Below are 15399 nucleotides of genomic sequence, written 5' to 3' on the forward strand. Positions count from 1 at the left end.
CAATAGAAATATTTGAAGTTAATGCTACTCAGCATAAAATGAACAAAGTTACTGACTAACGTAGGAAATTAAGATGACTACACAGCTAGACGATAAAAAAATCGCTGAAATTAATAAGTATACAGGTGAGCAACGCCTGAAATACTGTGTGAAAGAAATCGTAGCAAACCGTGAAGTATGGATCTTAACCGATGAACACGGTTGTGTGATGCTAAACACAGAAGACGAAGACTGTGTTCCAGTATGGCCAAACCAAGAGTTCGCAGAATCATGGGCAACGGGTGACTGGTCTGAGTGTAAAGCTGAATCTATTTCGCTGAACAAATGGCACAGTCGCTGGACGAACGGTTTAGAAGACGACGAACTTGCTGTTGTGGTATTCCCGAACGAGCAAGAAGAGGGCGTTATCTTGTTCCCGGATGAGTTCGATTTCGAATTGAAAAAGCAGGCTGCTAAGCGCTAGTTCTTTCGTAATACAGTAACATCGTAAGTCAGCGTTGCCTTTCATAGGCAGCGCTATTATTCAATTATCCCACCTAAGTTGCTTCCAACGTCTTTTAGTCAATACCCAATCAACTGATACAACGGCGCTTGCTGTGCGGCTTTCGAAGCTTGTTGAAGCACACCTGTTTTGCTGTACCTCTTGAGTATCTTTCGAACAATAGGTTTTACTTCAGATTTTGTCATTCCAGCTTTCAATTCTGGTTCGTACAGTAGTTGGAGCAGGACCACATCTAAGGGCGATAATAAGTCTTCTGGTGTGTGGTCATTGAAAATAGAAGGATAGGCTTTATCTGAATCATTCGGCAGGCCTAGAACCTGTGTGATCTCTTCTACGATACAGGCGACTAACTTTCCTCGCGATCTTGCCTGATCAACGGGGATAATAATCCCTGCATAAATAACCTCACCTCTGGAGTTAGTTCGATAGCCTGCAGTACAAATAGCGCTATTTAGATGCTTTGTCGACTTAAGCTTGAGTATGGTTTTAGATTCCGCTATCCACTTACTCTGCCTCGTGTATATCCACTTAACGTTGGCTTCAGACTCTTTATTGACGATTGTTATAGGGTGTTGAGTGACTTCGGATAAGTGTTGGATATGAAGCTCTGTGAGCTCTTGATGCAGTTCCTCATCGCCCACTCGATGATCGATCCAAATCTTGATAGGTTGTTTCCACTTGGCGAGCGGTTTGTTGCCTTGGGAGTATTCGTGTTGAAGTGCGACGTTATAGAAGGCAGTTTCGACGAAGCTTCTATCTAGCCAGGTGAGCGGTGTGCTTGTCGCGTTAAAGGAAAACAGTGCCAACAAAAGGGAAAGCAATGAAGCTGTTCTTAACATACTTTTCCCCTCTGCTGAATGCAGCGTAATCCCAAACTAGTGGTTTGGCGCTTTGAAGAAGTGGCTCTCAACCAATCTTTGGGTGATTTGATGAGTTGGGTTGGTAAGTACTTCATGGGTTTCGCCACTCTCAACCACATTGCCTTCGTGCATCACGATGATCTTGTCGGTGATGTGCTTAACAATACCGATGTGTTGAGATACATAAACGAACGATACGCCCATCTCTTCTTGTAACTCTAAGAACAGGTTGATGATTTGCGAGCGCATCGCCATATCCAATCCGTTCAGTGCTTCGTCAGCAACAATGATTGATGGTTGAAGGATTAAGGCGCGCGCCAAACATACCCTTTGTTTCTGACCAGCAGCCAACATCTGCGGGTAAAAGTAAGCGTGCTCTGGTAACAATCCAACGCGCAGCAAAGTCTCTTTCACACGCTTCATACGCGCTTCTGGAGGCATGGCTGTATTTCGCTTTAAAGGGCCTTCAAGGATTCGACCTATCTGTATGCGCGGGTTAAGCGAGGTGTTGGGATCTTGGAAGATCATGCGAATTAACTTACAGCGCGTCGAATAGTCTTTGTGCTCTAGTTTCTCGCCGTTAACTCGAATTTCGCCTGAAGTGGGTTCTACCATACCTGCAAGCATTCGTGCCAATGTCGATTTACCAGAGCCGTTTTGGCCGATAAAACCAATAGTTTGACCGGCTTCCAGACTAAAGCTCACAGGTTTCACTGCCTGATGAATCTTTTTACGGAAGAGACCAGAGCGTGTCGTAAAGTCTTTTGATAAATCACTGACTTCTAATAATGCACTCATGATTTCTTTTTCTTCTCCATATTGAGAGGGAAGTGACAATTAAATTTGTGGCTTTTAATACGCTTAGTATGAGGGATCTCAACACACTGTCTTTGTGCGTAAGGACAGCGTGGGCCTAATCGGCAACCAATCGGTAGGTGCTGCAATGGAGGGATTGACCCTGGCAGCGACTGCAATTTTTCTTTGTGTGGAATCCAATCGTTGAAGTCGGGCATCGCTTTAAGCAGCGCGACCGTATAGGGGTGCTTTGGCACATCCAACAGTTTTGCAGTATCCGCTGATTCAACGGATTGACCACAATACATTACGGTGATTCGTGTTGCCCATTGGGTGATGGTCGTTAAATCGTGACCGATGAGGAGAATCGTCGTGTTGTGAAGTTGATTCATCCGGCTCAACAAGCGCAAGATCTGCGATTGTGTGATTGGATCGAGATCGTTCGTCGGTTCATCGGCAATCAAGATCTTTGGCTTAGCTGCAATTGCCATCGCAATCATGACTTTTTGACATTCACCGTCAGTCAGCTCATATGAATAGCTGTCCATCAGGCGAGAATGATCTTTAATGCCGACTTTATGCAGTAGAGCAACGGCCTGCTTCTTACGCCATTTGAATCTTTGCCACCATCGGCCTTCGAAAGAATATGAAGGAATCGCTTCAATGAGCTGATGACCTACTTTTTCAGAGGGGTCAAGACAGGTCGATGGTTCTTGGAAGATCATGGCGATATCGCGCGCTATGACACGACGTCGTTCTTTGGGTGTCAGCTGAAGCAAATCGATATTGCCAAGGCGCATTCGGTCGGCGGATACTTTCCAGTTTTCTTTACAAACACCGACTATCGCTTTTGCAACCAAACTCTTACCTGAGCCTGATTCACCTACCAGACCACGAATTTCCCCTTCATTTAGGGTAATACTCATTCGGTCAACGGCTTTAACCATCCCTTGCGGGGTTTCAATTTCAATGGTTAGGTGTCGAATATCAAGTAACGGCATTATTCGATTCCTGCATTTAGCGCTTGGCGAACACCTTCACCTACGAGGTTAACAACGATAACGGTAAACATAATAGCTAAGCCGGGTAGGGTAACTGTCCATGGCGCTAGATAAATCAGCTCTACTGAATCACCCAAGATTGATCCCCATTCTGTACTTGGTGCTTGAGCGCCAAGTCCTAAGAAACCCAAGGCCGTGATATCAAGAATGGCGACTGACAGTGCCAGTGTAACTTCAAGTGCGACCACGGTAAGGATGTTAGGAAGGATAGAGTTCCATAGTAGGTAAAAATCGTTCGCACCATCAAGGCGAGAAGCTAGAATATAGTCTTTTTCTACTTCAGCATGTACGGCAATATATACCGAGCGAATAAAGCGCGGAATTAATGCCAGGCACAAGGCAAGCAAGATATTAAACTCACCAAAACCAAGGAAGGCGACGAAGATAATCGCCAGCAGAAGAGATGGAATCGACATAACCGTATCAAGCAGGTGGTTTAGCGTGCTTGATAACAACCCACGAGTCATACCCGCTAGAACACCTATCAGGCAGCCTATGACCGCTGCAATGAAAGTAATGATAACCGCTGCACCAAAGGTCAGCTGTGAACCAATGATCAGACGAGAAAGAATGTCTCGACCCAAGTCATCAGTACCAAGGAAATATTCAACCGTGCCTGCAGGGTCCCAAGAAGGCGGCGTTAACAGATGCCCCGTTTGCTCTTGAGAATCGTGCGGCGCTAGCCACGGTGAAGTGACGGTAACCAGAATGATAAGCACCAAACACCACAAGCCAAACATGGCTAGGTTGTTGGCACGGAAGCTTCGCCAGAAACGTTCGAACTGGGTTGGAATTTGCTCTTCCTGGTAGACGTTATTTGTTAGCATACCATTCCTTCCTTACCAGTGGATTGACCATCGCGCCCAGTAGATCGGACAGAATATTCGCAGTCAAAACCAGTGTTGCAACTACAATCACACCTGCTTGGATTGATACGTAATCTTGATTCGATAAGGCATCCAATAACCAGCGGCCTATGCCCGGCCAGTTAAAAATAGACTCGGTAATAATAGCAAGCGTTAACATACTCGATAACTGAACACCGACTTTAGGAATAATCGGTGGAATCGCATTTCTTAATACGTGTTGAGTGACGATCTCTCTGGTTGAAAGACCTTTTATACGCGCAGCACGGATGTAGTTTTGTGTCATCACTTCTGCAACCGATGCACGCATGAGTCGGATAACCTGAGTGGTTGGCGCGAGAGCTAAAACAAGACAAGGCAGTGCCATGTGCTCGATAACGCTTTGCAATGCGTGTGCTCGGTAGCGACCTTCAGCAAAAAAAGCATCAATCATAGCGAATCCGGTCACGTGTTCAATCTCGTAAAGTAGGTCGTATCGGCCACCAACCGGGAACATTTCAAAGTGCAGCGAAAACACCATGATCATCAACAGTGCGACCCAAAATATAGGTGCCGAGTAGCCCGCCATTGAGGTGAACGATATTGTAGTATCAACAAATTTACCTTGTCTCATACCTGCGATGGTGCCGAAAGGAATACCAATAAAGAGTGCCAGCACAAAGGCGAAGAAGCACAGTTCCAGGGTCGCAGGGAACACCACAACCAATTCATCAATAATGGGCACACCGTGTTTACTTAGACCGAAGTTGAGCGTTGACAATTCAGTGATATAGCTAATCCATCCTGGCCAGAAATCTTGAATTGCCCACGGCGACGTTTGGTCGAGTCGAAGTAGCGAAAAGCCAACTAGCGTTAAAATCGCTAAGGTAATAATAAATAAGTTTACACGCCTTAATGTATACCAAAACATCACTGCACCTCTCTTCTGACTTGATCAAAAGGTTGCGCATTGAATGGGCTCTGTTTAAAGCCTGTTAGCGAGCTATCATGTACACGGAATTGCACGCCATGCGCCAGAGGAATCACAGGAACTTCTTCATTGAGAATGTTTTGCGCTTGTCGATACAAGTTCACACGGTGCCTTTGTTGATTGATCTCTAATGCTAAGTCGAGAAGGAAATCAAAGTCTGAATTACACCACATCGAGACGTTTAACCCTGCACGCTCAGAGTTGCATGAGAGCAGCGGGCGTAAGAAGTTGTCTGGATCACCTGTATTGCCTATCCAGCCTGTAAGCAACAAGTCCGTTGAGGAAATAGAGGACAATTGTGTGCGGTCAAATCGGTCGTCGGTATAGAGTTTCAATTCAATACCAATATCGGCCAGGTTTGCTTGGATAAGCTCTGCCGTTTTTCGTGGACTTGGGTTATATGCGCGTGGCTCTAATGGCACCCACATTGAAAGCTCTAACCCAGGTTCAACACCGGCTTCTTTGAGAAGCGCAATTGCGTAGTTCCGGTCGTAGCGAACTTGAACGCTGTCTTTTTGATGAGCCCAAGAAGTAGGAGGAAGCAAGGTGTAGGCTTTGGTTCCTGTACCGTAATACACAGAATCAAGAATGTTCTGACGATTGATGGCTAAGTTGAGTGCTTTACGCACTCGAGCGTCACGGAGTGCAGGGTGCTCAGTATTCAGCGCAATGAAAGAGACATTAACCGCCGGTGTGGCGGAAATCTTCAACTCTTCATGAGCCTGAATAATAGGAATTTGGCTAGAAATCGGTGAGTTGAGCACGTCACACTCACTGCGTAGAAGCTTGGCAAGTGTGCCTGTTCCACGTTGTGAAGTATCGAACACAACTTGGTCCATTTGAACTTCACCCTTCCAGTAGTGCTTGTTCTTTTTCAAGCGGACTAGATCGTTGATTTTGTATTCATCTAAGTAGAAAGGGCCAGTGCCGACTGGGTTGGAATCGATTCGATTTTTCTCATCCGCAGCAATGAGCTTGTTGGCATACTCTTTAGAATGAATGACCGCATAGCTGGTGGCGATATTATTGAGAAATGAATTGTCTGGGCGACTTAATTGGAATTTCACTGTTAAGTCGTCAACTGCGGTGATAGCGACAATCAGGTTTTTGAAGTCGATTCCGGCAAACCACGGATATAGACCACCGCCCACATAATGAAAGGGGTTTGAACTATCAATAACACGTTCAAAGCTAAACACTACATCTTGTGCATTCATGCTACGAGTTGGGGTGAACCAGTCTGTAGTTTGGAACGCAACATTTGGGCGCAGTTCGAACGTGTACTCTGTACCTGACTTATCAACAGACCAACTTGTCGCCAAGTTCTGTTTTGGTCGGTACGTCATCGGATCAAGAGTGAGCAGTGTATCGAAGATTTGTGGGCTCAGCGATTCTGCGGTAATGCCACTATCAACCAGCTGTGGGTTGAACGTACTAGGATTACCTTGGCCGCAATAAATGAAGCCTTTTTCACGGATTTGCTCGTGATTCACACTCTCACCACATCCAGCGAGAAAGCTCAGCGTGCAGATGCTCAGTGATAGTCTTATTAGTGCTTTCATAAAAAGAAATACTTTTCGAAACGAGGCGTTAGAGGAGCCTCAAGATCCGGACAATTTAACATTTTATTTATTCGGCTCCAAATAATAATCTAGTGTGGGCAGCTATTTATCGTTAGCTTGTCCGACAATCGCGTACTTCCTCACCATTCCTCGTAATTGGTTGTAGGTTAACCCGAGTAATTCAGCGGCTTGTTTCTGATTGTACTTACTTTGTTTTAATGCCTGATTGAGTAGCTTGATGTCTTGCTGCTCTTGCCATGCTTTGTAATCCAACGGCAAAGAAAAATCGCTATCAGATGAAGTATGGCTGTTAGACGGCTCATTGCCAATTTCTAGCGTCGAATCTCGTTCTGTTTTCCATGCGGGTTTGAATGGGTTAAACACCAAAGATTCAATAGGATACGGATCTTTACCGTGCTGGTAGATCGCACGCTCAATGACGTTTTTGAGCTCTCGTACATTCCCTGGCCAAGAATAATCTAAAAGCGATTCAACGGCAGAAGGCGCAAAGCCAACAAACAACTCCAATTCCAATTCACGACACATCTTAATCGCGTAGTATTCTGCCAGTAGCGTGATGTCTTCTTTTCGCTCACGCAAAGGAGGGATAGTAATGACGTCAAACGCCAGTCTATCTAATAGGTCTGCTCTGAATTCGCTCTTTAATGCCATGTCTGGCAAGTCAGCATTGGTTGCACACACCAACCTTACATTAGCACTTAGCGCCTTTTGTCCGCCGACACGTTCATATTGCCCGTATTCAATAACGCGCAATAGCTTCTCTTGAACCGCAAGGGGAGTGGTAGCAAGCTCATCTAAGAACAGTGTTCCACCTTCTGCTCTTTCAAACCGACCTTGATGACGACCTTTCGAACCCGTAAAGGACCCCGATTCATGCCCAAACAGTTCTGAATCAATCAAACCTTCACTAAGGGTTGAGCAGTTCAATGAGATCAAAGGTTGATCCCAACGTCTTGAAAGGTAATGCAGTCTTTGTGCGATCAGCTCTTTACCTGTGCCACGCTCACCAATGATCAGAATGGGTCTTTCGATTGGTGCGAGTTGGGATACTTTATCTAAAACAGAGAGAAAGCTCGGTGATTCACCAATGAGGTTCTGCTGCATAGCGGGTCCTTGTATGAATTGAACGTTGGAGAAGCTCGTGTAAGAGCCGTAGTGGTGAAAAATACCAATACTTGGCTAAATTCATCATAGCATGGTTAGGGTTAATCACCATTTTATTGTAAGTGACTGATAATAAATGGCTTAAAAGTTGGCACGCTACTTGGATTACTTATGATAGGTTTAACAACAAACGTAAATTTTTGAGCAAGTGGATTGATAAAGTCGCACAACGATTTGAAACACATTTGCCATCATTGTAATTAAGGAGTTCCTCATGGGTATTTTTTCTCGCTTTGCAGACATTGTAAATTCAAACATCAGTGCACTATTAGATAAGGCTGAAGATCCTGAAAAGATGATCCGCCTGATTATCCAAGAAATGGAAGACACGCTGGTTGAGGTTCGCACTAACTCGGCAAAAGCCATCGCAGACAAGAAAGAGCTAGCGCGTAAAGTTGAAGCTATCGAAACTCAGATTCTAGATTGGCAAAACAAAGCGACACTAGCGCTAACTAAACAACGCGAAGATCTGGCGAGAGCTGCTTTGATTGAAAAGCAAAAACTTGAAGACATCATCAAGAGCCTTCACACAGAGCAAACTTTGGTTCATGAAACCATCGAGAAGCTAACCAGTGAGATTGGCAAGCTAGAAACGAAAATTGCCGAAACTCGTGCCAAGCAACAAGCATTGATGATTCGTAATAATACTGCGAGCAATCGTCGTGATGTTCAAAAACATCTGCATTCAAGCAAAACCAACGAAGCAATGGCGAAGTTTGAGCAATTCTCGCGTAAAGTGGATGAATTAGAAGCTGAAGCTGACGTTTACGCAAAAACAGGCAACGCAAAATCTTTAGATCAAGAGTTTGCAGAGCTACAAGCTCAAGATGAAATTGAAAAAGAGCTAGCGAAGCTAAAGCAACAAGTTGAAAACCGCGATAAATAATTTAGGAGTTTTCTATGTCAACATTTCTAATTGCAGGTCCACTGATTGTCTTTTTGATCTTCGTGGCACCGCTATGGTTGTTCTTACATTACCGCAGCAAGAAGAAATCCAGCAATGGTCTTTCAGAAACCGATCTTCAACGTCTGCATAAGCTTTCTGCGCAAGCCGAATCCATGCAAGACCGAGTGAAAACGCTAGAAAAAATACTGGATGCGGAGTCACCTAACTGGAGACGAAACTATGAGTAGAGAACTGTATCGCGATACGATTAACGGCAAATTGTCTGGTGTGTGTGCAGGTTTAGCTAACTACTTTGGCCTTGAGGTGTGGTTGGTTCGCATCTTGGTTATCTCTGCGGCACTGCTTGGTGGTAGTTTTCTGGTGTTATTAGCGTATTTAGCTTTGACATTTATGCTTGAAAAACAACCACCTCACTATGTTGATGAGATGAAAGCCAAGCAAGAGCATACACTTAAGCAAAAGCCTTGGGAAAAAGGGCAAACGGCAGAGTCGTTATTGGGCACTTTAGAGGGTGATTTCCAGAAGTTAGAGACCAGTGTCCGCAACATGGAAGCTTATGTGACCTCTGACACTTTCAAAGTCGATCGCGCATTTAAGAACATGTAACGATAAGTCTAAAAAAGATTAGATAACGGTTTAGGAAAATTTATTCCAAGCCGTTATTTTTTTTAATAATTTTGTCTAAATAAATCTTACGATAACTGGTAAGTTACATGTGATTAATCTATGTTATAAAAATATTTATAGATATGGATGATCACCAATGTATAGAGCCTCCGTTGTCCTATTGACAGCCTTAGCTGGGTTGTCTGGGTGTGGTAAGGAGCTTCCTCCCGTACCTGAGCCTGATTCTAGACCCGCCAAACTCTTCACTGTCTCCGTCGGTAGTAATGCCTTTGAACGTAGTTTTCCAGCCACCACTGAAGCAGGTGACAAAGCAGTTTTGGCCTTTCGTGTTCCAGGGTTACTTCAAACTATCGATGTCACATCTGGTCAACAGGTCAGCAAAGGGGAAGGGCTTGCTACCCTCAATCCTGACGAATATCAGCTGTTAGAGAAGCAAGCAAGAGCCAACTATAAGCTTGCTGATGTTCAATACCAACGTTCGATTAAGCTACGTAAAGACCGAGTGGTATCAGAGCAAGATTTCGACCAAGCGAAAGCCAATCACAATTCTGCTAAAGCGATGCTTAATCAAGCCAAAGCAAATCTTCGCTATACCACTCTTGTTGCGCCTTACGATGGGACGATTTCCATCATTCCAGCTGAAAACCATGAATACATTGCTGCTAAACAAGGCGTGATGAATATTCAAACCAATCAAATTCTTAAAGTTGTCTTCTTGTTACCCGACCAACTTATTACGCGCTTTTCTTCAGGGTTTGAGACGGATGCAACCATGGTTTTTGATGCATTTCCTGGGAACTCTTACGTTCTGACCTTCCAAGAAGTCGATACTGAAGCCGACCCAAAAACAGGTTCGTACAAAGTCACTATGGTAATGGAAAGACCAACCGATGTGGGTATTCTGCCCGGAATGTCCGGTACGGTAAATCTCGTTTCAGCGTTAGCGGCCGCCACAAAAATTCCAACATCAGCAATGATGACTGATGGGGATGATGTCTCTGTATGGCGCGTGAATAGCGATGGTATTGTTGAAAATGTTGCTATTGTCATCGATGAAAAACGCCATATTGTCTCTGGACTGAACGATGGCGATCGCATTGTGACTTCTGGCGTCAATGGTCTTGAATCGGGCATTAAAGTTCGAGAGTGGATCAAGGAAAGGGGGCTATAACATGAAAACACTTAAAGTGGCCGCTGGCCTGTCGTGTTTAGCCTTACTAACGGCTTGTGAAGATAAGCAAGCTGTAGAAGTAAATAACACGCCCTTGGTTAAAGCTATCGAGATTTCAGTCATCGATTTTAGTGACAAACTCTATTTCCCTGCGGTAGCAAATGCTGCTGAAAAAGCTCACCTCAGTTTCCGAGTGGCGGGTGAAATCTTCAAGCTAGATGTGAAAGAAGGTGAGCGTGTTTCCAAAGGGGACATCATTGCAGAGCTTGACCCAACGGATTATCAATTGGATGTGGACAATGCTCAAGCTCGTTACACGGTAATCAATAGTCAATACCGACGTTCGAGTCCGCTCGTGAAGAAAGGGCTCTTAGCGAAGTCACAGTTTGATGAAATTGCCGCTCAACGCCAGATCGCTTATGCCGAGTTGGAACTGGCGAAACTGCGCTTATCGTTCACTATGCTTCGTGCACCTGTTGATGGGATTATTTCTCGTGTCAGTGTCGATCAATATGAAAATATTCAGGTAGGCCAACAAGTGGTGAACATTCACAGTGTCGAAGATGTCGAAGTCGTTATTCAGCTGCCTGACCAAATCTACGTCAACCAACCGAGTGAACAACTGTTATCAAACGTTGAGGCTGTGGTTAGAGTACCAAGTGGCAATGTATACACGGCAGGTATTAAGGAGTTCACCACAGAACCCGATCCAAGTACGGGCACGTTTACGGTGACGCTTGCTTTACCTATGCCTGAAGATGATTTGATTCTGGACGGTATGGCGGTTGAGGTGACTTCAAATGGGCGAGATATCGGCTTAGAGCTAAAAGCCGGCGTGCTTATTCCAATTGAAGCGGTATTTAATGCCGATGGGGATGATTTAACGCGTCAGAACTCTTATGTATGGGTGCTGAATGACGACAATACCGTCTCGAAACAGCAAGTCGTATTAGGAAAAGCAAATCAGAAAACATTGCAGATCATAAAAGGATTGGAAATGGGACAGCATGTCGTTGTTGCAGGCGTATCGCGATTGCGAGATGGGATGACAGTGGAAGTATTGTCTCAGGAGGCGAACAATGAGTGAAGTAAATAACAAGCCCCAAAATGACGATCAACAGGGTGATGATCAGATCACAGGTGTTGCTTCTTACTTTATACGTAACAAAGTCATTAGCTGGATGCTATCTCTGATCTTTCTTATTGGTGGTGTTTCTGCATTTTTCGGTTTGGGGCGTTTAGAAGATCCTGCCTTTACCATCAAAGATGCAATGGTTGTGACCTCATACCCAGGGGCAACGCCTCAGCAGGTGGAAGAAGAAGTTACTTACCCACTAGAGAAAGCGATTCAACAGCTTACCTATGTCGACGAAGTGAACTCTATTTCAAGCCGTGGCCTGTCTCAGGTTACGGTAACGATGAAGAATAACTATGGTCCAGACGATCTTCCGCAAATCTGGGATGAACTTCGTCGAAAAGTGAATGATCTCAAGGTTGAACTGCCACCCGGGGTCAATGATCCTCAAGTCATCGATGATTTCGGTGACGTTTACGGGATCTTGCTGGCGGTGACTGGGGACGGCTACAGCTATAAAGAGTTGCTGGATTACATTGATTATCTAAGGCGAGAGCTGGAGTTGGTTGATGGAGTCAGTAAAGTCTCGGTATCCGGCCAACAGCAAGAGCAAGTGTTCATTGAGATATCGATGAAACGGATCAGCTCTCTGGGTCTGTCTCCAAGCACGGTATTTAACCTTTTATCGACTCAAAACATTGTATCAAGTGCTGGCGCGGTCAGAATTGGCGACGAATACATTCGTATCCATCCAACGGGTGAGTTCCAGAATGTTGAACAGCTCGGTGATTTGATTCTTACGGAAGGTGGTGCTCAAGGTCTAATTTATTTGAAAGACGTAGCTGACGTCACTCGTGGCTATGTTGAAGTACCGAGTAACATCATTGGTTATAACGGTAAACTCGCACTCAACCTTGGGGTCTCTTTTGCGCAAGGCGTGAACGTGGTAGCGGTTGGTGAAGCTTTTGACCGAAGACTCGCCGAGCTAAAATATCAACAACCCGTCGGTATCGACATCTCTGAGGTTTATAACCAACCCAAAGAGGTAGACAAGTCGGTAAGCGGGTTTGTGGTGAGTTTAGGACAGGCGGTTGCGATCGTAATCGTAGTGTTACTGTTCTTCATGGGACTACGCTCGGGTCTGTTGATTGGCTTGATACTGTTGTTGACCGTTTTCGGTACCTTCATTTTTATGCAGTACTTCAAGATCGATCTACAACGTATTTCATTGGGCGCGTTGGTTATCGCCTTGGGGATGCTGGTGGATAATGCCATTGTAGTGGTGGAAGGGATATTGATTGGCACGCAAAAGGGTCGAACCCGGATGCAGGCCGCTACCGATATCGTAACCCAAACCAAATGGCCATTGCTTGGTGCAACGGTTATTGCGGTGACCGCGTTTGCTCCAATTGGTTTATCTGAAGACTCAACAGGTGAATACTGTGGCACCTTGTTCACGGTTCTACTGATCTCCTTGATGCTGAGTTGGTTTACTGCCATCTCGCTTACACCGTTTTTTGCTGACATGTTCTTTAAAGGCCAGAAGGTCGATCCAGATAACGAAGGTAAAGACCCATACAACGGGATGGTTTTTGTTATCTACAAAAACTTCCTTGAGTTCTGTATGAAACGTGCATGGTTGACCATGTTTGTTCTGATTATTGGTTTAGGGGCGAGTGTATACGGCTTCGGTTTCGTTAAACAAGCTTTCTTCCCATCTTCAACCACACCTATGTTCCAAGTGGATGTATGGATGCCGGAAGGTACTGATATTCGAGCGACGAATACCAAGCTTAAAGTGCTTGAAGGTTGGTTAGCAGAACAGGACGAAGTTGAACACATCACGACAACGGCGGGTAAAGGTCTGCAACGTTTCATGTTGACTTACTCACCAGAGAAAAGTTATAGCGCATACGGCGAGATAACGGTTCGTGTGAAGAGCTATGAAGTGCTTGAAGGACTGATGCTGCGTTTCCGTGAACATGTAAATGGTCAGTTCCCTGAGATCGACTACAAGCTGAAACAAATCGAATTAGGCCCTGGTGGCGGTGCGAAAATTGAAGCGCGAATTGTAGGTTCTGATCCAACGGTACTACGTTCAATTGCAGCGCAAGTGATGGATATCATGCGTGCTGATGATGGTGCATTTAATATTCGTCACGATTGGCGTGAAAGAACTAAGGTGCTAGAGCCTCAATTTAATGAAAGCCAAGCCCGTCGCTATGGTATTACCAAGTCAGACGTTGATGATTTCCTAGCAATGTCTTTCTCTGGTAAATCGATTGGTGTGTACCGTGATGGTACTACACTGATGCCTATCGTGGCTCGTTTGCCTGAAGATGAGCGTGTTGATATCCGTAACATCGAAGGCATGAAGATTTGGAGCCCAGCACTAAGTGAGTACATCCCACTGCAACAAGTAACGTTAGGTTACGAACTTGAATGGGAAGACCCACTGATCATCCGTAAGAACCGTAAGCGTATGCTGACGGTAATGGCGGATCCTGATCTACTGGGTGAAGAAACGGCTTCGACTCTACAGAAACGCTTACAACCGCAAATTGAAGCGATTGAGATGCCACCTGGTTATTCATTGGAATGGGGTGGTGAATATGAGTCGTCGGCAGATGCGCAGGCGTCACTGTTCACAACCATGCCTCTGGGTTACTTGTTCATGTTCTTAATCACGGTGTTCTTGTTTAACTCGGTGAAAGAGCCTCTGATTGTTTGGTTGACGGTGCCACTCGCCTTGATAGGGGTGACGACAGGCTTGTTAGCCTTGAATACACCATTCGGCTTTATGGCGCTGTTGGGCTTCTTGAGTCTATCTGGGATGCTTCTGAAGAACGGTATCGTACTGCTTGATCAAATTGAGATTGAGATGAAGTCAGGCAAAGATCCATATGTAGCGGTTGTTGATGCGGCACTGAGCCGTGTTCGTCCGGTATGTATGGCGGCGATCACCACGATTCTAGGTATGATCCCTCTACTACCGGATATCTTCTTCAAACCAATGGCAGTAACCATCATGTTTGGTTTAGGCTTTGCGACTGTACTCACGCTAATCGTAGTACCTGTGCTGTATCGTTTATTCCATAAAATTGAAGTTGCTTAACGTCAACTAACCTTTGAAATAATGCCCCTATTTGGGGCATTATTTTTATGTACGATTACTAATAATGGAACATCGAGATGGAAGCGAATACAGTAGATAGAACGTGTGCATGGGCACTCAAGCACGAGCTTGAAAGGGAATATCACGATAAGGAATGGGGTGTACCAGTTTACGATGACCAAGTTCTGTTTGAGTTCATTACTTTAGAAGGTGCTCAAGCGGGTCTGAGTTGGATTACGATCCTTAAAAAGCGTGAAGGCTATCGTGCTGCGTTTGATAATTACGATCTAAACAAGCTAGCTGAGTTGAATGAAGACAACGTGCCGCACATCATTGAAAACTTCGATGTGGTTAAACACAAGGGCAAGATTACTTCGGTATACAACAATGCGCGAGCAACGCTTGAATTACAGAAAGAGTTCGGCTCTCTATCAAATGCTTTATGGCAATTTGTCGACAATGAAGTGATCGTAAATCAATGGACCGAGATGTCTCAAGTTCCCGCTTCTACTGAGCAATCTAAAGCGATGAGTAAGTTTTTGAAGAAGAGAGGCTTTAAGTTTGTAGGGGAAACAATCTGTTACGCATTCATGCAAGCGACAGGTATGGTTAATGACCATATCGTAGGTTGTCCGTACAAATAAAAGTGTTATTTATCGTCGAAAAATAATTGCGTTAATATAGGAAAATTCACTGGTCATTT

The 15399-nt window shown here is 44.8% G+C and carries 15 protein-coding genes; 8 read left to right on the top strand and 7 right to left on the bottom strand.

Translation table 11 applies throughout. The features are described 5' to 3' along the window. The first annotated feature begins 73 nt into the window (after window positions 1-73). A complete protein-coding gene (locus tag ITG09_06415; GenBank protein UPR53256.1) occupies window positions 74-463 on the top strand; it encodes a DUF2750 domain-containing protein in 390 nt (129 codons plus the stop codon). Window positions 464-561: 98 nt separating this feature from the next. Here ITG09_06415 and ITG09_06420 read toward each other — a convergent pair whose 3' ends face one another. From ITG09_06420 to pspF, 7 genes are all read right to left on the bottom strand, one after another. Then, window positions 562-1341, bottom strand: a complete 780-nt coding sequence (locus tag ITG09_06420) for a DUF2927 domain-containing protein (GenBank protein UPR53257.1) — start codon at window positions 1339-1341, stop codon at window positions 562-564. A gap of 36 nt (window positions 1342-1377) precedes the next feature. Then, window positions 1378-2160, bottom strand: coding sequence for an ATP-binding cassette domain-containing protein (locus tag ITG09_06425; GenBank protein UPR53258.1), 783 nt, complete (start codon window positions 2158-2160; stop codon window positions 1378-1380). Next, window positions 2157-3158 (bottom strand): ATP-binding cassette domain-containing protein, encoded by a 1002-nt coding sequence (locus ITG09_06430; GenBank protein UPR53259.1) that lies wholly within the window; start codon window positions 3156-3158, stop codon window positions 2157-2159. Before ITG09_06430 ends, ITG09_06425 begins: the two co-directional genes overlap by 4 nt. Then, entirely contained in the window at window positions 3158-4045 is an 888-nt protein-coding gene (sapC, locus tag ITG09_06435; protein UPR53260.1) for a peptide ABC transporter permease SapC, read from the bottom strand. Before sapC ends, ITG09_06430 begins: the two co-directional genes overlap by 1 nt. Then, complete coding sequence (locus ITG09_06440; protein UPR53261.1) at window positions 4032-4994, bottom strand: ABC transporter permease subunit; 963 nt, start codon at window positions 4992-4994, stop codon at window positions 4032-4034. Before ITG09_06440 ends, sapC begins: the two co-directional genes overlap by 14 nt. After that, window positions 4994-6616 carry a peptide ABC transporter substrate-binding protein SapA gene (gene sapA, locus ITG09_06445; GenBank protein UPR53262.1) on the bottom strand — a complete coding sequence of 541 codons (1623 nt, stop codon included), beginning with the start codon at window positions 6614-6616 and terminating at the stop codon, window positions 4994-4996. The genes ITG09_06440 and sapA overlap by 1 nt, the downstream gene beginning before the upstream one ends. Window positions 6617-6718: 102 nt before the next feature. Continuing rightward, window positions 6719-7741, bottom strand: a complete 1023-nt coding sequence (gene pspF / locus ITG09_06450; protein UPR53263.1) for a phage shock protein operon transcriptional activator — start codon at window positions 7739-7741, stop codon at window positions 6719-6721. 274 nt (window positions 7742-8015) lie between these two features. Between pspF and pspA the strand changes: the two genes are divergently transcribed. The 7 genes from pspA (at window position 8016) to ITG09_06485 (ending at window position 15340) form a co-directional block, all read left to right on the top strand. Beyond that, window positions 8016-8687, top strand: a complete 672-nt coding sequence (gene pspA, locus ITG09_06455) for a phage shock protein PspA (GenBank protein ID UPR53264.1) — start codon at window positions 8016-8018, stop codon at window positions 8685-8687. 14 nt (window positions 8688-8701) lie between these two features. Further along, the gene (gene pspB / locus ITG09_06460; GenBank protein ID UPR53265.1) at window positions 8702-8935 is read left to right on the top strand and encodes an envelope stress response membrane protein PspB; all 234 of its coding nucleotides are present in this window, start codon (window positions 8702-8704) and stop codon (window positions 8933-8935) included. Further along, window positions 8928-9314: an envelope stress response membrane protein PspC gene (gene pspC / locus ITG09_06465; protein UPR53266.1), complete on the top strand. Its 387-nt coding sequence runs from the start codon at window positions 8928-8930 to the stop codon at window positions 9312-9314. Before pspB ends, pspC begins: the two co-directional genes overlap by 8 nt. 157 nt (window positions 9315-9471) lie before the next feature. Beyond that, on the top strand, window positions 9472-10506 hold the full coding sequence (locus tag ITG09_06470; protein UPR53267.1) for an efflux RND transporter periplasmic adaptor subunit: 1035 nt from the start codon (window positions 9472-9474) through the stop codon (window positions 10504-10506). A gap of 1 nt (window position 10507) precedes the next feature. Then, entirely contained in the window at window positions 10508-11593 is a 1086-nt protein-coding gene (locus ITG09_06475; GenBank protein UPR53268.1) for an efflux RND transporter periplasmic adaptor subunit, read from the top strand. Continuing rightward, a complete protein-coding gene (locus ITG09_06480) occupies window positions 11586-14696 on the top strand; it encodes an efflux RND transporter permease subunit (protein ID UPR53269.1) in 3111 nt (1036 codons plus the stop codon). Before ITG09_06475 ends, ITG09_06480 begins: the two co-directional genes overlap by 8 nt. 77 nt (window positions 14697-14773) lie before the next feature. After that, window positions 14774-15340, top strand: coding sequence for a DNA-3-methyladenine glycosylase I (locus tag ITG09_06485; GenBank protein UPR53270.1), 567 nt, complete (start codon window positions 14774-14776; stop codon window positions 15338-15340). Window positions 15341-15399: the final 59 nt, after the last annotated feature.

This window comes from Vibrio cyclitrophicus, assembly GCA_023206055.1.
In the GTDB taxonomy this organism is placed as follows: domain Bacteria; phylum Pseudomonadota; class Gammaproteobacteria; order Enterobacterales; family Vibrionaceae; genus Vibrio; species Vibrio cyclitrophicus_A.